General features: G+C 32.1%; 18 protein-coding genes and 1 pseudogene. 12 read left to right on the top strand and 7 right to left on the bottom strand.

The features are described from left to right. Positions 1-597 precede the first annotated feature (597 nt). Both C1I91_RS23545 and C1I91_RS23540 read right to left on the bottom strand, forming a co-directional pair. Positions 598-801: a hypothetical protein gene (locus tag C1I91_RS23545; RefSeq protein WP_128215096.1), complete on the bottom strand. Its 204-nt coding sequence runs from the start codon at positions 799-801 to the stop codon at positions 598-600. A 287-nt stretch (positions 802-1,088) separates the two neighbouring features. After that, entirely contained in the window at positions 1,089-4,169 is a 3,081-nt protein-coding gene (locus C1I91_RS23540) for an MMPL family transporter (RefSeq protein ID WP_128215095.1), read from the bottom strand. A gap of 699 nt (positions 4,170-4,868) precedes the next feature. Here C1I91_RS23540 and C1I91_RS23535 point away from each other — a divergent pair. The 5 genes from C1I91_RS23535 (at position 4,869) to C1I91_RS23515 (ending at position 10,220) form a co-directional block, all read left to right on the top strand. Continuing rightward, entirely contained in the window at positions 4,869-6,074 is a 1,206-nt protein-coding gene (locus C1I91_RS23535) for a sensor histidine kinase (protein WP_205694353.1), read from the top strand. Next, on the top strand, positions 6,067-6,723 hold the full coding sequence (locus C1I91_RS23530) for a response regulator transcription factor (RefSeq protein WP_238475873.1): 657 nt from the start codon (positions 6,067-6,069) through the stop codon (positions 6,721-6,723). The genes C1I91_RS23535 and C1I91_RS23530 overlap by 8 nt, the downstream gene beginning before the upstream one ends. Positions 6,724-6,959: 236 nt before the next feature. Further along, a complete protein-coding gene (locus tag C1I91_RS23525; protein WP_128215092.1) occupies positions 6,960-8,075 on the top strand; it encodes an alpha/beta hydrolase in 1,116 nt (371 codons plus the stop codon). A 125-nt stretch (positions 8,076-8,200) separates the two neighbouring features. Continuing rightward, positions 8,201-9,049 carry a polysaccharide deacetylase family protein gene (locus tag C1I91_RS23520; RefSeq protein ID WP_128215091.1) on the top strand — a complete coding sequence of 283 codons (849 nt, stop codon included), beginning with the start codon at positions 8,201-8,203 and terminating at the stop codon, positions 9,047-9,049. A gap of 454 nt (positions 9,050-9,503) precedes the next feature. Further along, positions 9,504-10,220, top strand: a complete 717-nt coding sequence (locus tag C1I91_RS23515) for an MBL fold metallo-hydrolase (RefSeq protein ID WP_128215090.1) — start codon at positions 9,504-9,506, stop codon at positions 10,218-10,220. A gap of 82 nt (positions 10,221-10,302) precedes the next feature. Here the strand turns inward: C1I91_RS23515 and C1I91_RS23510 are convergent, their stop codons facing one another. Further along, on the bottom strand, positions 10,303-10,845 hold the full coding sequence (locus C1I91_RS23510; RefSeq protein ID WP_128215089.1) for a hypothetical protein: 543 nt from the start codon (positions 10,843-10,845) through the stop codon (positions 10,303-10,305). A 253-nt stretch (positions 10,846-11,098) separates the two neighbouring features. Next, positions 11,099-11,626: a hypothetical protein gene (locus tag C1I91_RS23505; protein ID WP_128215088.1), complete on the bottom strand. Its 528-nt coding sequence runs from the start codon at positions 11,624-11,626 to the stop codon at positions 11,099-11,101. Positions 11,627-11,962: 336 nt separating this feature from the next. On the opposite strand from C1I91_RS23505, the gene C1I91_RS23500 reads away from it, so the two are divergent. The 3 genes from C1I91_RS23500 to C1I91_RS23490 all read left to right on the top strand — a co-directional run bounded on the left by C1I91_RS23500 (position 11,963) and on the right by C1I91_RS23490 (position 14,566). Further along, complete coding sequence (locus tag C1I91_RS23500) at positions 11,963-12,643, top strand: PHP domain-containing protein (RefSeq protein WP_238475872.1); 681 nt, start codon at positions 11,963-11,965, stop codon at positions 12,641-12,643. 374 nt (positions 12,644-13,017) lie between these two features. Further along, complete coding sequence (gene chbG, locus C1I91_RS23495; protein ID WP_128215086.1) at positions 13,018-13,752, top strand: chitin disaccharide deacetylase; 735 nt, start codon at positions 13,018-13,020, stop codon at positions 13,750-13,752. Between the two features lie 22 nt (positions 13,753-13,774). Further along, positions 13,775-14,566, top strand: coding sequence for an HAD family hydrolase (locus tag C1I91_RS23490; RefSeq protein ID WP_128215085.1), 792 nt, complete (start codon positions 13,775-13,777; stop codon positions 14,564-14,566). A 308-nt stretch (positions 14,567-14,874) separates the two neighbouring features. Here the strand turns inward: C1I91_RS23490 and pcp are convergent, their stop codons facing one another. Next, entirely contained in the window at positions 14,875-15,516 is a 642-nt protein-coding gene (pcp, locus tag C1I91_RS23485) for a pyroglutamyl-peptidase I (RefSeq protein WP_128215084.1), read from the bottom strand. A 478-nt stretch (positions 15,517-15,994) separates the two neighbouring features. Between pcp and C1I91_RS23480 the strand changes: the two genes are divergently transcribed. The 4 genes and pseudogenes from C1I91_RS23480 to C1I91_RS23465 all read left to right on the top strand — a co-directional run bounded on the left by C1I91_RS23480 (position 15,995) and on the right by C1I91_RS23465 (position 19,568). Next, positions 15,995-16,327 (top strand): PadR family transcriptional regulator, encoded by a 333-nt coding sequence (locus C1I91_RS23480; protein WP_128215083.1) that lies wholly within the window; start codon positions 15,995-15,997, stop codon positions 16,325-16,327. After that, positions 16,320-17,390, top strand: a complete 1,071-nt coding sequence (locus tag C1I91_RS23475; RefSeq protein WP_128215082.1) for a DUF2812 domain-containing protein — start codon at positions 16,320-16,322, stop codon at positions 17,388-17,390. The genes C1I91_RS23480 and C1I91_RS23475 overlap by 8 nt, the downstream gene beginning before the upstream one ends. A gap of 86 nt (positions 17,391-17,476) precedes the next feature. After that, positions 17,477-18,540: pseudogene (locus C1I91_RS23470) on the top strand (IS630 family transposase). A 503-nt stretch (positions 18,541-19,043) separates the two neighbouring features. Next, positions 19,044-19,568 (top strand): zinc dependent phospholipase C family protein, encoded by a 525-nt coding sequence (locus C1I91_RS23465; protein ID WP_238475871.1) that lies wholly within the window; start codon positions 19,044-19,046, stop codon positions 19,566-19,568. A gap of 135 nt (positions 19,569-19,703) precedes the next feature. On the opposite strand, the gene C1I91_RS23460 is transcribed toward C1I91_RS23465, so the two are convergent. Together C1I91_RS23460 and C1I91_RS23455 are read right to left on the bottom strand one after the other, a co-directional pair. Further along, positions 19,704-21,314, bottom strand: coding sequence for an alpha-amylase family glycosyl hydrolase (locus C1I91_RS23460; protein ID WP_128215080.1), 1,611 nt, complete (start codon positions 21,312-21,314; stop codon positions 19,704-19,706). A 281-nt stretch (positions 21,315-21,595) separates the two neighbouring features. After that, entirely contained in the window at positions 21,596-22,492 is an 897-nt protein-coding gene (locus C1I91_RS23455; RefSeq protein ID WP_164880635.1) for an AraC family transcriptional regulator, read from the bottom strand. Positions 22,493-22,605 lie beyond the last annotated feature (113 nt).

Genomic DNA, 22,605 nt, shown 5'->3' with positions numbered 1-22,605 from the left:
TTCCCCTAATCTGCTCTTGGTATCAAAAGCATTACCATATAATTTGAATTTAATATATCACCTCCAATTAAAGTAGATTAATACCATTATTATTACTATTTATGAAAGAGTGACTTGTGGAGTAAAGAGTGCTAATTTGTAATGCAGATAATTGTTTTTATGAGTGTTGGGAAGATTATTAAACCTAATGATTGGATATTTGAAGTTTATATGCTGAAATTTCTACTTCTAAATTGCGGCGAAAAAGAAGCGTGTATGTTAGTTTATAACAAAAATGGTAAAATAACAGTATATATAATATTTTAATACAAACAACATATATTGTAAACGTATTTCTTTAAATTAAGTTACAGTGGTTGCTTTATATTTATATTACTGTTAATTGTATATAAGGGTATGCATATGTTTGACAATAAATTGATTTGTTTTTATATATAGCATTGATTTGTGTTACTATAGATATAATTGTTGTACAAAAAGAGAGCTGATTTCTGATTAGTAGATTCAAATTTATATAGAGAGGAACTACTTCGATACTAAGTTTATTTTTAAAAAATGTTGATTATATACAAAAATATTAGGCAACCTTAAGGTTGCCTAATATTTTATAGTTGACTTTCTCATTATCATAATAATATTAAATACGATTAATATAAAAGAAACTAATGCAAGAACTGTATAACCTACTTTTAATGGAAAAATCATTGATCTTCTGAGCAAAAAGTATATAAGCCCCATAATAAAAGTGAAAAAAACAGTCATAGCTAAAGATATGTAATTCATTCTTATGTCTTTGTTCATAATTAACTCTCCATTTAATATAATTTGTTACGTCTTTCAGTTTAATGAAATTACTTGTGATTATATCATTTAAGAGTAAATAATTCTATGTTATTTATGGCTATTCAAAATTCCGATAGTATTTCTTCGACGCAATATTTAATTTTGGCTATATTTAATGATATTGTTGAAATTAAGTGGTTAAGAGGGAGCTGACATAGGATGACTGACCACTTAATTTCAACACAATACCTTAACAGAGCCTAAACAGTTAATTAATAAAGTAATATGTCCTCAGTATTTAATAACTAAGCCACTCTTTTATCTTTATCTAGAGCTGATTTATTTTTTGTGAATATATTTTTTAAAGCACTTGGAAGTGCAACCATCGCTGGCAGGAATATAGGAAGTAGTATAAAGCAAAGTACTACAAGTCCTGCGATGACAGCTACTGCCAGTTCAGCTAAAAGAACTAAGCCAGAAGGCATAAGTGTAGCAAAGGTTCCTCCAAGTATTATAACTGCAGACATTACCACACCTCCAATATGCTTAGAAGCTAATACTATTGCTTCTTTACGAGACATATTAGGATATTCTTTAAAACGCATCATTATGAATATACTGTAGTCAACTCCTAAGGCTACTATTATTATAAAGGAGAAGAAAGGAACAAAGGAGGAAATACCTTCTAGACCTCTTATATTTATAAATATAAAGTTTAGTATATACATTGCTGCATAGTATGCACCTAAAAGTGATGCTGTTATTACAGCTGGTTCCCAGAAGGATCTAATTACAAGAAGTAGTACAAGAAATACTCCTATAATTACTACAACTGTTGTCTTATTAAGGTCTCTGCTTAAAACATTATTCATATCATTAGTTGTAGAACTCGGACCAGATACCCCAGCTTTGGCATCAGAAAGTACTGAAGCCTTAAGGGTGGCTAAAGTGGTTGCGTTTATTTGTTCAACCATATTACATGCTTTTTCTAAGTATGGATCAGCATCTAACACAACTGTCAGTTTAGTAATCTTCTTATCTTTAGATATGAACATATCTAAGGCTTTTTTGAAATCAGTGTTTGTTAAAGCTTCCTTAGGTATATAGAAGGTTTTATTTGTATTAAGCTGTACCAAGAAGTCATTGGTTTTACCTAATCCATCGGAGATTTGACTTAAGCCTCCATTAATATCAGAAAGTTTTTGTCCAAAGGTACTAAAGCCATTAAGGTCTTCTACTAGCTGCTGCTGACCTACTTTCATCTTTCCGAGGCCATCAGCTACAGTGTTCATATTTGTAACTATTGTAGCTATTCCAGAGGAAGCTTTTCCAAGACCGCCTTGAAGCTGTTTCAAGCCGTCAGACATTTGAGCTAAGCCAGTGCTCATTTGTGAAAGGGCATTATTTGCTGTGCCAAAACCATCTGTTGCGGCATTGTAGTTAGCATTTAATGTCTGAATTCCTTCAGGAGTAATTTGACTTAGGGATGCTGACAATTGTTCTATGGTTTTCTTTATACCTATATAGTTAGGATCAGTGTTAGAATTTGCGTAGTTATTACCTAAAGCTGATACCATAGTTTGCATTTGAGCTAAAGCACTTTTTACTCCTAGAAGAGCCTGTGCCGCTCCTTGGTAGTGGGTGCCCATCTCTTTATAGCCCGATTGCATCTTTTTAAAGTTATCAGATAGTTGTGCTAGTCCACCACTCATCTTTGAGAGATTAGTCTGTATGGTTTCTAGACCGCTGCTTATGCTTTGAGAACCATTTGAACCGCTGTTTAAGCCATTTTGAATTTGAGTCAATCCATTTCCAAGAGCAACAACACCAGCTTGAAGCTTTGCAGTTCCGTCAACCATTTCATTGACCTTTGAGAAGTCAGCAGAAGTAAGTTTGTCAGAGGCTAGTTTTAGACCATCATTAATCTGGTCAACACCATCCTTAGTTTTAGACATTCCATCAGTAACAGAAGGCATTTGACCGCTGATGTAAAAGCCGTCTACAGGTTTTCCTTCAGGCTGAGTGATAGAAGAAACTTTACTTACTCCTTTAATACTCTTAATTCTTTCAGTTAAGTTATCAATTACTCCAAAGTCTTCATTGTTATCTAAAGCTTTATCAGTTTCAATTGCAACTGTAACAGGCATTGCCTGGCCTTTACCAAAGTGGGTTGCTATCAAGTTAAAGCCTTTTGAAGAAGGCTGTGAATCTCCCAGTTCTCCTACAGTATCAAAGTTAAGCTTTTGTTGATGGAAGTAAACTGTTGGTAATATCATCAAAAGAACAACTAATAGTGATACTATAGGGTGCTTGGTTGCAAAAGTTGAGGTTTTACCCCAAAACTTATTTTCACCATGACCAGTAATTTTCTTTGAGGGCCAAAAAAGCTTATTTCCTAAAAGCTTCATCATAAAAGGAGTTAAGGTTAATATTTCAAGTAGCAATATGGATACGCCGATAACTACAACAACACCTGATTGATAGGTTGGTGACTCTGAAAATATTAAACTTAGGAAGGCTATGAATACAGTAAGTATACTGAAGGCAATTGTTTTACCTGCGGTTTTGTAGGTATTTACTATAGCATCATCTATAGAATAGCCGTGAGATAACTCTTCCTTAAATCTATTGAAAAGAAGAATGTTGTAGTCAGTTCCTATACCAAAGAGTATTAGAATAAGAAGCATCTGCGTAAGACTTGTTACTGGAAAATTAGCTTTATCTATTAGCTGTGCAGCGATTCCCATGGAGCATAAATAAGAAAAGGCTACAGCTATTAAGGAGATTAGTGGTGTTACCACTGATCTGAACATTATTACAAGTACCGCTAAAATAAATATCACTGTTAGTGATGCACTTTTTTCAACTCCTGATTCCGCAGATCTTTGATAATCATCGTTTATAAAATCTTCACCGCTAAGATAGTACTCAGCCTTTACATTGGTAAGTTTGCTATTTAACTGCTTTTTGATCTCAGCTACTTCTCTTGATTTTTTATCAAGCTTAAAACTCACCATTAAAGTTGTACCATCTTTTGAAATTAATGATTCCTTAGCTTCTGGCATACTAAAAGGATCTATCATGCTGTTTATGCCAAGCTCATCACTACTGCTGGTCAAAGCTTTTACAGCATCACCGATTTGATTGATTTCAACATCAGATAGCTTATTCTTATCGCAAAAAACTATTATGTCATTGCTGCCTTTTGTAGTATCCATCTTACTTATTATAGAGTCAGCAATTACTGAATGGCTGTCACTGCTTAGGACCTTCTGACCTCTTACTCTAAGTATTGCATTGATGTCTGGCTGAAAGGCTGCTAAGAGAATTGTAGCTATTAGCCAAATAGCAAATATAAAATAACGGCCTTTTATTATTTTTCGCACTATTTATTCCCCCTATTTACATAAATGTTAGCTGCTTTTTTATTTGAAAGTGTTTAGCGGATTATGAAATGTTTTTGTAAGTGAATCTTTTTCCATCTATATAACGGAAAGAATAATCGTTGAGTTAGGTATGATGACTGAAATGAATATACATCCAATACTAGGTTAAGTGAAAAATATAGTTGACTAACCAGTTCTTATCATATAGATGATGAAAGGCAGATTTACAAAAGAAGCTTCCTTTAGCAACTTTATTAATTATAAGTGTGAAGTTATTTGGATGCTAATAATGACAATTAAATAGTCCTCCTCTCTGTATATATTTTTCATAAAGCTAAGACCTATTACATATTAATCATAAGTTCAGCTTATAGCTGCCACAATTGTACCTTAGGGCAGAAATGGATGTACCTTTAGGCAAGGATTGTATGATTACAGTAAATCATATTATTTATGTGAATAAACTTGTAAAGCTTAGAGGCTATTGCCCAAAGGTACAATTGTTATAAGCACATGTTTGATATAAGATTATAGATGTAGGATTCTTAACTCAACTATTAAGTTATACGTGCCCGATAATCCCTAGAAGCCGCGATTATCGAACAAGTATAACTTAAGTTTCGATATAGGAACCCTATAAATAAGTTTTAGAGTTCAGATCCCCATAACGCCAAAAAGGTGGTGAAAACATTGAGAAATATGTTTAAATCAATATTTACACCAGATGTTGCTTCAGAGATTTTTCCTAAATCTCCAGCAGTAGTAGGAATCATTTTGCTTTATCTTGCTACAATATTTATGCCAGATTCCGGAAAGCTTAATTCCCGTGAAATTATAGGAATAACAATAGTTATGATGCTTCAAATGGCATTGTATTGGTTTTATAATAGTATTTTTAAGAACAAGTACTGGATTTATTTTCTTATACACGGAGTAATAACCTTTGACTATGCTATCATATGTCCTCAAGGCTATAAAACTATATTACTTGGATTAATACCTCTTTTTATCATTCAAAGTATGGTAGTTTATAGTAATGCAATAAGTGTTATTATTACCGCGTGCTATTTTTACAGTATTTTTAGTGTAACGATCACTATACTTAGTGGTGTTAATGAGTTAGTACATTCAATGCCCTTGCTTATCGTAATAACTTTAGCTATGCGTATATTTTCAATCATTTTTTTCAATCAGGTGAAGTTACGTATTGAAAGTCAGAAGATTTACCAGGAGCTGGCTTTGGCTTATGAAAAAGTAGAAGAACTGACTTTAATTAATGAGAGACAAAGGGTAGCTAGAGATCTTCATGATACACTTTCTCAAGGTATTGCTGGTACTATCATGCAGTTAGATGCTGTAAATGCTAATTTAAATAAAAACAATGCAAAACGTGCTCAAGAAATAGTTCAAAGAGCGATGGAACATGCTAGAAAGACTTTATCAGATTCTAGGCTTGTTATCGATGACTTGAGAGCTACAGCTACCAATAAAAGAATAAACTTCTCAGAAAACTTAAAAAATGAAATAGTTATTTTTAGAGGAGTATCAGATACTTCGGTAACTTCAAAGGTAGAAGTTGCTTCAAGTATGGCTGCAAGTACAGAAAAGCATATTTTATATATCATAAGAGAAGCTCTAAATAATATAGCAAAACACTCCAAGGCTGAAAATGCTGAGATTGAAGTTATAGAGAATAATAATTCAATAAATATAAACATTATAGATGATGGCGTAGGCTTTGATGTTAGATTAATTGATAGAATGTTTGGACATTATGGAATATTAGGGATGACAGAGCGGGTAAAATTGATAAATGGAAAGATAAAAATAAACAGTAAGAAAAGAAAAGGAACAAGTATAAACATCATTATACCAATTGAGAAAGGAATAGATGATGATGACTAATAAGAGAAGGATATTGGTGGTAGATGACCATCTAATTGTTAGAGAAGGGTTAAAGTTAATCTTTGAGACAGAAGAAAACTATGAAGTTGTGGGAGAGGCTGAAAATGGGGAAAAGGCATTAGAACTAATTGAAGAGCTAAAGCCTGATGTGGTTTTAATGGATCTAAAGATGCCAAAGAGAAGTGGGTTAGAGGCTATAAGAGTTCTGAAAGAAAAAAACAACCCAGTGCCAATAATAATCTTAACAACCTTCAATGATGATAAATTAATCAGAGAGGGGCTTTCACTTGGAGCAAAAGGTTATTTGTTGAAAGACAGTACCCGTGAAGAGCTTATAAGAACAGTGGAATCTAGTATAAGAGGGGAGATATTACTACAGCCAGAAATAAGCAGAAGTATTTTTGGAAGTAAAGATGAACCAGAACGAAGAGACAATCTTATAAATAATTCAATCACAGAAAGAGAGCTCTTTGTTTTGCAAGCCGTTGCAAGAGGCTGTACCAGTAAGCAGATAGCTTTTGACATGGGCATATCAGAAAGAACGGTGAAGGCACACTTAACTAATATCTACGGAAAGCTTAAGGTTGAGTCTAGATCAGAGGCAGTTGCTGTAGCTATAGAAAATGGCATAATTCATGTGGAAAAGTAAGCTGAAGCCGCATGTTTCCAATAAATTCTTAACTTCTTAAATTGTTATAAATATATATTTATAACAATTTAAGAAGCTTTATTTAAAGAGGTACCACTTCAATCCGAAATTTATTCTCAAAACTCCTCTGGGCCATTTATATCATTGGCTATTTGTGATAACATTTACATAAAGGGTAAAATATAGAGTTCAGTACTTTAAAAAGTAATGAGTGAAAATAAGATGGAGGGATTTTTATGAGAAAGTATGATGAAAGTGAAATCAAAAAGCTTCAAGAGGAGACTTCTATAGTTGAGAATAATGGATTAAAGGTTATAGTTAAACCAAGTCCAAAAGAAGATAGGCCTGGGTACATAGATCCAGTAGAGTTGAGTTTTATAGAAGCCGCTAATCAAAATAATGAAAACGGCAGTAATCCAGAAAATATGCCTTCAATGGAAGAATTATTAACAATAATAAGAGATAGTATGGGATTTCCCAATTATAATTTGAATACTGTAGAGATTCACACAAAGTATGAAGAGCTTACAGGCAGCGGAAATAAAGTTGGTTTGTGGCGTTACTATCCAAGAAAGTCTCAAGGAAATAAGAAACGTTCAGCTCTTGTATTCTTCCACGGTGGTGGATGGATTGGAGGAAGTGTCTATACTGTAGAGAATTTTTGTAAGCTAATAGCTGAACTAGCAGATGCAGTTGTATTTAATGTGGATTATTCCTTAGCACCTGAAAAACCATATCCAAATGGCTTGAATGATAATTATTATGCAGTAAAACACATCTATGACAATGCAGAGGCTTATGGTATTGATTCTGATAAGATTTCTGTTGGTGGAGATAGTGCTGGTGGTAACTATGCAGCAGCAGTTTGTCTAAAGTCAAGGGATTTAGGTGACACAAAGCTAGCGATGCAAGTACTTATCTATCCAGCAGTTGCAATAGGAGACGCAAAGGCCCCAGGTTATGAATGGGATGAAAAACTATTTGATATATCAGAAGAGCAAAGTCAGATTATTAGAAATCAATGTCTTGTACTTGGTAAGCCATCAAAGGCTGAAGAAGACTTTATGTCAGGTTCTTATGTGACTAAGGCTGAAGATATTTATACTCCATATGTTAGCCCAATTGTCGCTAAGTCTTTTGAAGGTTTGCCAAAAGCTATAATAGCTGGTGCAGAGTTTGACGGTTTAAGACTTCAAGGAGAGTTCTATGGTAAGCTGCTTTCAGATGCTGGAGTTGATACAACTTGTTATCGCTACAAGGGTATGACTCATGCATTTATAGATAAGTTGGGACATGTTCCTCAAGCAGAGGATCTTTGCATTGAAATCGCTGAGGCTATGAAAAGTCTATAAAAATTTGAAAATTTAGTTCTTAGTATCAACAGAGAATTTTATACTAAGGATATTTTGTTTTAATAAATATAAAAGGCACTTGTGTACAAGGGAGTACATTAGCTATTAAGAGGAGTGAAGTATTTATGTCAGGAATATTTCTAAGATTTCCTGAAGGGAAAGCTAAGGCGCTTACCCTAAGCTACGATGATGGAGTAGAGCAGGATGTTAAGCTTATAGAAATTATGAATAAGTATGGGTTAAGAGGAACTTTTAACTTAAATAGCGGACTTTATGCTCCAGAAGGAACTGTTTATCCTAATGGACAGATTCACCGTAGAATGACTGAAAAAGAGGTTTCTGAAGTTTATAAAAATTCAGGTCAAGAGGTTGCTGTGCATGCCTTAACACATCCATCTCTTACAAATATATCTGTTCCAATGGTTATTAACGAGATTATAGAAGATAGAAAAAATCTTGAAAAACAGTTTGGTCAGATAGTCCGTGGCATGGCATATCCCTATGGAACCTTCAATGATGAAGTTGTAAAAGCACTTAAAAACTGTGGGATAGCATACGCAAGAACAGTGATATCAACTAATGATTTTAGAATACCAAAAGACTGGCTTAGACTCACAGCAACTTGCCATCATAATAGTCCAGAGCTTATGAAGCTTGCAAACAGCTTTATTGAAGACGAGGTAGCTGATCAACCATATTTATTTTATCTATGGGGTCACAGTTACGAGTTTGAATCAGATGATAACTGGAATGTGATCGAAGACTTTGCAAAATATGTAGAAAATAATAAAGAAGTTTGGTATGCAACCAATATAGAGATTTATGACTATATTGAGGCTTTTAATAAACTAATATTTAGTGTGGATGGAGCTAGGGTTCAAAATCCTTCAAGTAAAAAACTCTGGTTTAAGCATTCCTCTGGAAAGCTTGTGGAGATTGAGGCTGGAGAAACTGTTGAAGTTATGGATAGATAATATCTGAGAAACTAATAATATATTAAGGTTAACGTAGTAAGTAATAAAGCTAACATAGCTAGTGAAACAAAAATAAAGGTGTATGATTAACAATTACAGTTAGTTATGTGCCTTTATTTTTTACTGAAAATAAATCATGATGAAGGCAAAAATCCTCACAAAGGTATAATTAGAAAGCATGCATTTTTAGTAGTTAAGTATAAAATGTTTCGGCTGAACCTAGCAATATGAAGGGATGAGAAGAATTTGTACGGATATACAACAATACTCGTCTTACAGATTTTTAATATATATTTGGAAAGGAACATAGGAAAAAAGTGAATTAATCAAAGATATAAAGTTATGTATTTTTAAGACATTGAAACTATTTAAAGAAAGTATTTAATGGTAAAATTATTATAGATTAAAAGATTGATATATGTACTTAACACATATATACAAGGAGGAATATAGAATGAAGATATCTGAAGGTTTAAGTGTACTTGAACTAGGAAACAAAGAACATCAAATGCATCCTACACTTATTTTTGATGAAAATGATGTGATACTGATAGATACAGGTTTGCCTGGACAGTTTGAAAATATTTCTGAGGAAATAGCTAAGGCTGGTGTATCTATTGACAAAATTAATAAGATAATCATAACCCATCATGACATAGATCATATTGGTGGCTTAGCTAGTATTGTTAATAAGGTTAAAACTAAGGTAGAAGTTTTATCCCATGATGGTGAAAAGCCATATATCGAGGGAACAAAAATGCCAATCAAAATGACTCCAGAACGTCTTAACTCTATGTCAGAGGTTGAAAGAAATGACACTATAGAAAAGCTTAAAAAATTAAAAGTTAAGGTTGATAGGACCATAGAAGATTGGGAAGTGCTTCCTTATTGTGGAGGAATAGAGGTTATATATACTCCAGGACATACGCCAGGGCACACTTGTCTTTACTTAAAGAAATATAAAACCTTAGTAACTGGTGATGCATTGAATGTTTTTGATGGAAAGCTTACTGGACCTAACCCTGTGTTTACCTTTGACATGAAGCAGGCTACAGAGTCCTTAAAGAAGCTTTCTAAATATGATATACAAACAGTAATATGCTATCATGGAGGAGTATTTACTGATAATCCAAACCAAAGGATTGCTGAGATAGCTAATATAAACTCCTAAAAAATTAGGGCTGAGCATCAAGTTTTTTTGACAACTAATGCAACAGCCCCATTTAAAAGCACTTAAGAAAAATTATTTATTATTATATTACATCTTCAAGTTTACTAACGTGAATATATTTTTTATCTATATATTGTCCTAAGTAACCACCAATAATTCCTAATATAAAAGCCCCAATTCCACCGGCTAGATAAAGTATAGATAGTTTATTACTTGGTAGTTTGGCTGTAAATCTAGAAACAAAGAACAGAGAAGTTATTACAGAGAATAAAGGATAAAAAGCTACACTTACAATTAATTTCTTTCCGGAACCGTACCCTTTAAAAATTAAGTAGCTTAATAGGTCTGATAATATCCCTGTAAATACTATGGCTAAAGTCATAATAGGGCTAAAAATTGATAAAATCACACCAAGCACAACGGACAGCATGCTTAAAGTACCAAGCTTTGGTGATCTCAATAGAAGCAGATATAGAAGTATAGTAAAATAAAGTGACATAAGTATTATTTTTAATACTTGAGAGTTACCTAGTAAATAGCTAGTGGCATATATGAAACCTCCACCTACTATTAATAATGCTACCGTTACTGCAATTAATGTAAGTCTAGCGGCATAATTCCTCATGTTTTCTCCTAAATGATAATAATTATTATTTAATAGTATTATGTATTATATCATATAGGAAGGTAGCTATTATGTCAAAGTTTTTATTATGGTATATATAGATAAAGATAATTTTGGATGTCATTTTAAGAATAAACTTCGTATGTAAGTTTTACATATTTATTGTAGACTTATAATTATATTTATGTATGAATAAAGAAAACCACAGATAACGCAAAGCACTGTACGCTATCTGTGGTTATTAAAATCCTATTTATATAACTTTCTCTAGTTTATCTACATGGATATACTTACTATCTAAGTAAGATCCCAAAAATCCACCTAATATTCCAATTGCAAAGGCACCTATAGAAAAAATTAGTGAATTACTATTTATGAAGTGAGCTGCTGACTTAGATAATAAAAATGCAACTATTACAGTCAGTAAAGGATAAAAGGCAACAGTTATTATAAGCATTATTCCAGGTCCATAGCCCCTGAATATAATATAATTTACTATGTCAAATATTATCCCAGTGACGGTTATGATAAGCAGTAAGTCAGTATTGAAAACTGATAAAATTACTCCAAGTACTAAAGAAATCACACTGGTGGTACCGATATGGGGACATCTTACAAGTAGTAAATATAAAAGTGTACTAAAATATAAAGAAATTAATGCAATTTCAAATATCGGAGAACTGCCTAGTATATAACTAGCGGTATATATAAAACCTCCACCTACTATTAGTAATGCGGTTATAATGGCTATTGATGTAAGCCTGCTAGAATAATCTCTCATATTTCCTCCATAAATTCAACTATAAATATATAACTTCTTAATTTTTAATAGAATTAGTATACCCTTAATATTTATTATTAAATAATTATATAATCCAATATAACCCTATGTCAAAGGCTTTGTCTACCATGTAAAATCATTCACATTGTACTAAATAGTGGTACATCCTTAGTACTTCAATTATCAATAAATCTTAATGTTTAAAATTATTGATATTAGGAAGAAAAGTAGTACTTATAGGGATTTTTATTGGTAACTAATAATAAGTAGTTGGATATTATATAGAAGGATTAATTTACGAGGAAGAGAGAAATGTATACTAAAGGTGACTTCCATATGCATAGTATTGCGTCTGATGGAGATTGTAAACCCTACGAACTTGTAATTATGGCAAAAGAAAAAGGCTTAGACATAATTGCTATAACTGATCATAATTCTACAGAAAGTATCGAAGAAGCACAGAAAATCGGTGAGATTCTTGGGGTTAAGGTTTTAGCTGGAGTAGAGTTATCAACAAGATACAAAGGCAGAAAAGTTCATGTTTTAAGCTATTTTGATAATGAGGCTTATAGGAATGTTCTATTTCAAAAAGCACTAAGGCATGTAAAAAAGCATCAGATAGAAGCGCTAAAATTACTTATGGGCTCGCATATAAACATAGGTAAGGACAGTGTAAAGGATAGGGTTGATACTAAGACCGGAATTGATATTTTAAGATATTTTGGAGGATGTGTAGTACTAGCTCATCCTGTAAAAGTACGTCAGGAGATAATAGAGGATATACTAAAGCTAGATTTTGATGGAATAGAAGCGATTTACTCTAGAAACACAGAAGAAGATACGGAAAAATATAAGAAGATAGCTAAGGAAAAAGGCTGGTTTTATACAGCGGGCTCAGACTTCCATACGGATAAAAGAATAGATACAAGGCATGGAGACATAGGGCAAGTATCTCTAACTGAAGAAGAGATAAAAATATTTCTTTCAAAGCTTCAAAATATATCATCCTATAATTAAGTATATATGTACCACTTCGTAGTAAAATTTTAAATTCTTCTATAAGGAAACAGAAGAGTTTGGGAAAAAGTTTTCAAATCGAAGTGGTACATTTTTAAATAAAGACTGAAAATTAAAATAATTTGCTAAATTATATTGAATGGAATATATTGTAATATTATACTTATAAATAGATGCTTCTATAGGGAACCTTTACGAAAACTTAATTTATACTTGTTTGAAAATTGAGGTTTCTGAGGATCATCAGCCAGGTATAAATTAATAGTTGGATTAGGAATTCTATATTGGAGAAGTGTATAAGTTAATTATAACTTTAGTCTAGGTTAACTTGTATACTTCTATAGGCAAATTAATATGTTAAAGGGGTTTTTGGGATGAAACTAGTAGTAAATGCAGATGATTTTGGCTTCACTAGAGGAGTAAATTTGGGAGTTTTAGAAGCTTTTAGAGAGGGAATTGTCACATCTACCTCTATGCTGGTAAATGGTCCAGGCTTTGAACATGGTGTACAACTTATGAGAGAACATAAGTGGTTGAAGGTGGGATTGCATTTAGTTTTAACTGCTGGAACACCAATAAGTAAAGGTTTAAAGACCATAGTAGGTGAAAAGGGCGATTTTGAAAAAGATTTCGATAGAATAGAAAACGGTGATGAAGAAGAAATAAGAAAAGAATATAAAGCACAAATTGATAAGTTCTTGAGCACAGGCTTTAAGCCAACTCATATAGATTTTCATCATGGAGCTACTAAAAAAGGTTTAGCTATAGCGGTGGAACTTGCGAAAGAGCTTGGGGTTCCTATGAGAGGACTTACAGAAGAAGCAGAAAAATATATGGATTCAATGGGAGTAATACATTCTCATAATTTCAATAGTAGCTTTTATGATAACAGTGCAAATGAAGAAGAACTGATAAGTATATTGGATAAAAATAAATATCTTACAGAGATGGAATTGATGACACACCCTGCTTATGTAGATAAAGACTTACTTACTTTGAGTAGTTACAACATACAAAGAGCAAATGAACTAGCAGTGTTAAAGAGTGAGAGTTTGATAAAATATATAGAACGAAATAATATAAAGCTTATTGACTTTACAGATATATAATCTTATAAATTGAGAGGTAGAAATGGGAAAAAAAGCTGCTTTTTTTGATATAGATGGCACTCTAGCAAGGTTCAATGGTAAAGAGTTGATTGTTCCAGAAAGCACAAGCTTTGCGCTGAAGGAATTTAGAGATAAAGGCAATCTAGCTTTTATATGTAGCGGAAGGCCTATTAGATTTATTAAAGAACAATTTGAAGAGCAATCCTTTGATGGGTATATAGCAGGAAATGGTACTCATATAGCATTTAAAGGTCAACCTATTTACCATAGATTGATAGAAGCTGATACTATAAGATATCTTATAAAGGCCTTTGATGAACTAGATATAAGCTGCTGCTTCAGTGGAGTTAATGAAGGCTATGGCTACAATATGGATAGGCATAGAATAGAAGAGTTTAATGCTCAATTTAGAGAACAAAACTATATAAATGAGCAATGGAAGGCAGAAGATATAAAAGTAAACACTCTAGATATATTTTATTCGAAAGAAGATAATATAAAAGCTTGCCAGGAGTATTTTAGAGATAAGCTTGTATTTAATACGCATGGTCCACATATGTCGGCAGATGTATCCTTTGTAGAGTGGGGAAAGTCTCATGCTATAGAGTGTTTAGTAAAATATTTGAATATTAAGATTGAAGATACCTTAGCTTTTGGAGACGGATACAATGATGTGGAAATGTTAAAGACAGTTAATTTAGGAATTGCTATGGGCAATGGAGTTGAAGCATTAAAGCAGGTATCAGACTATGTAACCACTGATATGCTTGAAGATGGCATATATAATGCCATGAAGGAATATTCACTTATATAGCTGTACAACGCTTAAGCACAAAGTCATTGGTTTAATAATGTGGTATTTAATAGATTTAAAAGACTCCTCTTGTGATGTTAAGAGGAGTCTTTTTGCTAAGATATAATTAATATGATGTTAATGAAAAATGTTTAAATATAGCTTTATTAATTGATAGGGTTTAGTATAATTAAGAATTTCAAAAATTCATATGTTAAAGAGTTCCTATATAGATACTTAATTTATACTTTTCCGTAAATCCAGGCTTCTGGGGATTTTGCGGCATGTATAAATTAATAGTTTAAGTTGGACACATATATAGATTTACTCTAACATATGGTTCCCATAGCAGTTTTTATATCTTTATCATTTCCAACGGCTCCTTTGATAGCTAAGCTAAGAGCTTTTGTTATTAAAGTCAGATCCATGGATGGAGCGTTATATTTATTTATTACTTGTTGAGGTAAAAAAGGCACATGGATAAAGGTTCCTTTTACCTTAGGATATTTTTTGTCTATAAGATAAAGCAAACCATACATTAAGTGGTTACACACAAAGGTTCCAGCAGAATTTGAAACTGAAGCTGGTATGCCTGAAAGCTTTATTTCCTCCACCATTGCTTTAATAGGGAGATTAGAAAAATAGGCAGAAGCACCATCCTTAAATATAGGCTCATCTATAGGCTGATTACCTTTATTGTCAGCAATTCTTGCATCATCTACGTTGATTGCAACTCTTTCCACTGTTATGTCAAATCTACCACCGGCTTGTCCAACACAAATAACCACATCTGGTTTATTACTTTCGATAGCATCATCTAAAAGTTTTATTGATTCATGAAACACTGTAGGTATTTCAAGTTTAGTTATTTCAGCACCTGCAATAATATCTTCCAACCCTTTTACTGCTTCAAAAGAGGGGTTTATAGCTTCTCCTCCAAAGGGAGCAAAACCAGTTATTAAAACCTTCAAATTCAAAACCTCCTAAATCTTTTATAATGTTAAATTAATTTTATAATAGCATTTTTTAGGTGGATTTCATACCAATATTTGCTGAAAAGGATATCGATAGAAAAGACTTACAAATTCAGCTAAGGTTTTATTTGTATCTAGGAATTAAAGTATCTGATTATAAACAATTGTGTTAATTAATGACTCTGTTAAAGTACTGTGTTGAAATTAAGTGGTCATTAATCTGATGTCTTAATGGGTTGTGCAAAGAATCAATAAATAACTATAAATGGAATTAATTTCTTGATGGCTATGTCATGGCGTGATATAGTATGATTATGATATATCACACCGTGACATAGTTGAAGCTGTACTATTTCAATCCTTAGACTCAAAATAACGCCTTGGACGAACCTACAAAGCTTAACTTTCAATGATTTCACTTTGAAATAGTATGTCTATAAAAATATAGATACAGCTTAACCTTTTAAGGAGACAAATGGATAAAGAGAAAGTTATAAATAAATATTTACCTATGACAGAAACAGCATTCTATATATTGTTATCTTTATATGAACCTAAGCATGGCTATGGAATAATTAAAGAGGTAGAAATGCTGACAGACAAAAGAATAGTTTTAGGCTCTGGAACAGTTTACGGTACCTTAAGTAAGATGGAGAAGGATGGAATAGTTGTTGTTTACTCAAACGAAGAAAGAAAGACTATATATGAAATCACTGATTTAGGTAAGATACTTATAGTATTAGAGATTAAAGGATTAGAAGAATTGAATAATAATGCAAAAAGGCTAGGTGGGAGATTTGATGTATAAAAGAGCATTAAGACCGCTGTGGAGTTATGACATCAAAAACACTGAACAGTGGCTCACTGATATGAGCTTGAGTGGATATAAGTTGGATCATATTAACTTTAAAAATAGAAGTTTTTATTTTATTAAAGCTGATAAGAAAAAGTTGATCTATAGGTTTAGCTATGAGAGAAATGAGAACATAGGTATCTCTAAGAGTTTGATTAAAGACAAATTGGAAGTTATTACTAGCTTTAAAAGGTGGAGCTTGTTGGTTAATGAACCGGAAAATATTGAAATAATGCCAAGCAGAAATAGCATAATTGAGAGGAATGATAGGTTAGTTAGATATGCAAGGATAATACTGTTAGCTTTGACGTTACTATTATTTTTGGGAGCTATGCCTGGATTAATTTTTATAATACTTTTTGGATTACCCATGCAACTTTCCTTAGGAGTAGTCCAACTATCGATTTATTTAATATATATAGTTGTATGGATATTTTCTCTCTATAGTCTTATTAAAATAAACTCTTCAAATAAAAGAATGCTTCAGTTAGAGGACTTGGAACCAGAAGTTAGCTTTATCGGTGATAAAAATATAGAGGATGAGATATATCTTGGAAAAATACCTAAGGTAGTGGTTAAAGTTAAGCTAGGAGGATTTTATTCTCCAGATAAGCTAGAGCTGTGGTTAAAAGAAATGAGCAAGAAAGGCTTGAAGTTATTTAAGGTAAGTAAAAATGGAAATAGATTTTATTTTCTTAATGAAGGCAAAACTAATAGAAAGTATGTTGTGGATTTTAAAAAGAGAGTTTCAAGTGAGTATTATGAGATCAACAGAGAAGCAGGCTGGAAGCTATATTTTACCTCCAAGGAAAGAAGTTACAACTGGAGTATATGGGCCATGGACTATACAGAAGGTGAAGCTGAACCTGTTATGTATAGCAATAAGGAAGATATAGTAGAACATGCAAGGAAGGTTGTAATTTCTTATTCGATTTTATATGCTCCAATTATAGTAATGTATCTTATAGTTTTAGGTTTAACTTCATATATATGTTGCAAGATGAAAATTTCGATATGATATTTAGGTAAGAACATCCATTAATATAAGATAACTAAAATATCCAAACTAGAATATAAAATAAAAATTATAGCGAGGTTTTAAATATGGATATTTTGATTCTTAATAAGATTGCTGGGCATGAAGATGATATAAACGAGTTAAAATCAGCTTTAAAAAAGACTAAAAACACAAGGTTATATAAAAGATATTCTGTTTTACTTAAGCATTTTGATGGATTTACAAATAGAAAAATAGCTGAAATGGAGAATCTAGAAGAACATACTGTTTCTACATATATAAAAAATTATAAATCAAAAGGAATAGATGGATTAAATATTGGCCACGGCGGCGGAGCGCAAAAGAAAATCAATTCACTTCAAGAGAAGCTCATTGTAGAAACTATAACTACAAAAACTCCAGAAGATGTAGGCTTCGAATCTAAAATGAATTGGACTATTGAATTAGTGAGGCAATGGGTTATTAAAGAATTTAATATAAATATGTCACATAGAGGAATAGCATATGTACTTCATAGATTAAATTTAAGTTATACTAGACCTACTTACGTCTTAGCGAAAGCTGATAAAGAAAAAGCAAGAAATTTTTAAAAGTGACTTTAAAGCTTTAAAAAAAATGCCTCAATGGCTTAGTTGATACCATCTTATTTGAAGATGAATCAATGATTAGAGATTATCAAGCAATTCAAAAGAGCTGGTTTATAAGAGGACAACAAAGGAAAATTCCTACGTTCGGTAAAAATGCAGGTGTTAAACTTATGGGAATATTGGATTACGAGACTGGTAACGTATATTGCGAGGAACATGAAAGATATGACGCTAAGATATTTAATGACTTTTTAGAAAACGTACTTAAGCAGTATCCAAAAGGAAAAATTGTTGTGGTATTAGACAATGCTAAGATTCATCATGCAAAGCTGATTCAGCCATTTCTTAATAGAGTTAAAGATAGGCTTGAATTGATGTTTTTACCACCGTATAGTCCAGAAATGAATCTTATAGAGGGGTTATGGGGATGGCTAAAGGCATCTGTTATTAACAATGTCTTTTATAAATCTCTGCCACAAGTTAGAACTGCAATTCAAAAGTTTATAAGTAACATAAATAAGGTTCCTACTCAAACAATAGACAGGCTATGTGTTAGATTGTAGAAACCAATTTGCAATATATATATGTTAACTTTGTAGTTAGAAAACAAATTGATTCTACAAATATACTAATGTTTTTAGTTTTTACCTTGTCCATAATAGCGTATGGTATCTTTCTATTTAGAAGTGTTTTTTACTATCTAAGAATTAAGAAAACTTGTTAAAAGTTATTTTTCTCCAAAGTCGCATCACTTTGATAATAGATTTACTTTCAAGATATATAAAATTTTAGAGATGGATTTTTGGCAACAAGTACTTTAGGATATGTTCAATATATTAAAATGAAGTGGCTATACAGGAGATACTATATGAGGCATATTTCTAAGCTAACAAAAGTTTACATTTCTTTATACAAACTTAACCTTAGCAGCAATACAGATTTAAAGTGGGAGAGTTAATATTAATTCAAGAATAATTAGTGTGAGGTATTAATTATGATAATAAACTCCCATTTAGTTTTTTCTAAAATAATATATAGGAACTGTGTTAAAAAGCTTAATTTTAAGTTGAATAAAAGAAAATTTATGTACGGAAATGTAAAGCCGGATTTCGAGTGCAATACTTCAAATCAGCATCATACTATGGGCGAAACCATTGAAGATGTAAAGAACTATTGTCATAGGCTACTAAATGATAACTTGAGTAAAGATGAATTTTCAATAACACTAGGTATGGTATGCCATTTCATATGTGACTATTTTTGTTTATATCATAGAGAAGAATATAAGAATAAAAGCTTTATAGCACACTTACTTTATGAAGTTTTTCTGCATATAAATTTGAGGCTCATGTTGATTTTAGGTTTGTTGAATAGCAGTGAACAAGATGAATTATATATACAGAATCCGATAACAACCCTAATGGAACTTCAGGATAGCTATCTTAGCTCAAGGGATTCGGTGAAGAAGGATATAAAATATGCTATATTGGCCTCAAAGTTAATTAGTTGTTCTATTATAGCTATTAGTATAAGTACAGAAAAAGAAGATTTTACGGATAAATTGTTAATTTCTAGGGAGTTTTTAGTTTAGAAATTAAAGTAGAAAATCGCCAATGAATAAGTCATTAGCGATTTTTTTGATCTTAGCTATGTTTAAACACAGCATTGATTTTTAAAGTGTTTCGTTTTATAAACAGTTTAAGCTGTGGTTTGAACATTTGAGCTATTAGTTATTCTTTATTATAAGAATCTCACCTTTTTTAAGATTTAAAGTACCATTTGTATTAATTTCCCCACTTAAGTTTTCTGAAGAATATAATACAGTTCCTTTAATAGCTGAAGTATTTACTGATTGGTCAGCTTTATTTCCGTTTATAAATACACTTAGAGTTTCAGAATTGTATTTTCTATTAAAAGCTAGTACATCTGTATTTCCAATATTGATTGGTTCAAAGCTTCCATATCTTAAAGTAGGATTATCATTCCTAAGCTTTATAAAGGTTCTATAGAAGTTTAATAGTGAGTTTTTATCCTTATCTTCTAGATTTACTGCTATTTTTTTATTATCATTGCTTACTGTAGTCCAGCTTGTATTCTTGCTCTTATCTTTATTGTCCCATATAAATGGTTCTCTTATCCTTTCATCTGGCTTTACTCCTGTCATTCCGGTCTCTTCTCCATAGTATACATATGGTGTTCCTGGTAAAGTAAATAGGATAGAAGCAGCTGTTTTACATTTTTCCACTGAGCCCAAAGTACTCATTACTCTGTTCATATCATGATTGGTTAAGAAGGTGCTATCAAGATAATCCTTATTTTTAGATTGAGCAATCGTTTGCATAGATGAGTATGAGGAAGCCAAATCTTTAAAGTTATTATCCTTTACTGCATTTAAGATGTCTGTACCTAAATCAAAATTAAAACATGAATCAAGTGCTGTCAGATAGTTGGAAACAACATCAGTCTTATCAGAAACCTCTCCAACGAGAATAGTATTTTTATTTACGGATTTTACATAGCTACTAAATTCCTTCCACCATTGAAGGTTTTTGTCTAGTTCACCGTCATAGATATGTTTTGCGGCATCTAAGCGGAAACCATCAATACCCATATCAATATAGTACTTTGCGATTTTTTTTACTTCATCTCTAACTTCAGTATTGTCAAAGTTTAAGTCTGGCATATCATCTCCAAATACTCCATAGTAGATGTTATCTTTGCTCTTAGCATGCCAAGCTCTGGTGTTTATAGTTGAAAACTTTTCAAGATTACTTTGATCTTTAGTCCAACTATAATAGTCTCTATATTTACTTGTTTGGTTGTTTAGAGCTTCAACAAACCATGGATTTTGATCACTGGTATGATTCACTACTAGATCCATAACAACAGCAATATCCCTTTTATGAGCTTCGTTTATAAGTGAATATAAATCCTCTAAACTTCCATATTTTTTTCTCACATCATAATAATCAGAAACATCATACCCATGGTAGCTTGGACTTTCATTCACAGGCATAAGCCATATACCAGATACGCCTAAGCTTTGTAAATAGTCTAGTTTTTGTTCAACACCTTTCAGGTCACCGACGCCATCTCCGTTACTATCATTGAAAGAGGCTACAAATATTTCGTAAAATACCCTGTCTTTATAGCTCTTATTTGATGTATAAGCTATCGGCGTAAAGCTTTTGTGAGTCTTATTCAAAAGAGCCTCGTTAGCTTTACTGTCATATTTGGTTTTCGTAGTCCTTGGCAGAAATATTATTACTACTAAACCGATTACAATGGCAGCAGCAATTATCCAAGGTAGTTGCCGCAATTTTTTTAGTTGTCTCATTTACATTCCCCCTTTTATTTACATAATATAAAATTATTATAATTCATAGCAACTATTTCTTCAATTAAAATTATGGCTCTGTTAAAGCACTGTGTTGAAATTAAGTGGGCAATAATACGATGCTTAAATGAGCTTGCACAAAGAATTAATATGACTTTGTCACACTGAAAAAATCATTTGATTTTAATAGCTAGAGTATATATCATCTCCTTCTTAATCACTTAACTTCAACAGTACTATTAAACATAGGTAAAATTAAAAACGTAAAGTTAATTAATAGGTTAGAGCTTAAGGGAGTAATTACTGGCTTTGAAGTGCTCCTCGCGAAATCTTCCAGGCGAAGTACCGAGATATTTGCGAAAGACCTTACTAAAATAATTTTCACCTGAAAAACCAACCTTTTTAGATATTATATCTATGGAGGAATCTTCTCTAAGCATCAGCTCTACAGCTTTTTCTAATCTGATCTTAGTGAGGTAATTCCAAGGTGTAGTTCCAATTAAGGTATTGAAGGTTCTGTTAAAGTGGAACTTGGACATTTGAGCAGCATCTGCTAGTTGATCAAGAGTGAGTTCCTTTGAGTAGTTATCTTCAATAAAACCTATCACCTTATCGATATTTTCAGTGTGCTTTCTGCTTGTATTATCTTCTAAGTTCTGCTTACTTCTATAAAGCTCCATTATAAAATTATACGCAAAAGAAGAGGTTTGATATCCGTCCTTTATATTTTGATTTACAGCTTCCCAATATATTTTCCAAAGGTAAGTTATAACTGAGGAATTAGATGAAAATTTTAATATATTTCCATAAGAAGTTAACAAGCTGTTACACTCATTTATGGAGCCTTCTCCATATAGGTGTATGTATATGAATTCCCACTTTTCACTGCTTTCAGGTAAATAGTAATGGTGATCATCAGGGATTTTTACTAAGAAAGCATCTCCCTTTTTTAGTGAGTATATCTTATCTTTTATTCGTATTTCTCCACAGCCAGATAAGGTATATTGGAAGATGCAGTGCTCATTGTCATCTTGTCTTTTCATACCATCCCAGCTATAGCTTTTAGATTGTCTAAGTTCCCAACCAATTGACTTTAGTTGGTAAGGAGCATTTTTGGGGGAATTTAGAAAGTGAAGCCCGAAGGAATTTAGATATTTTGTAGAATTATCCTGTAGCAATATTTTACCCTCCTGAAGCATTATATTACAATTGTTCCTTAAATATATCAATGATAACATAAAGTTAAGACAAGATGTATACCATTTCTTTATTATATTATTTGTGCATATTT

The organism is Clostridium manihotivorum (assembly GCF_004015185.1).
Lineage (GTDB): Bacteria > Bacillota > Clostridia > Clostridiales > Clostridiaceae > Clostridium_AR > Clostridium_AR manihotivorum.
This window is presented reverse-complemented; position numbering and strand designations above follow the sequence as displayed.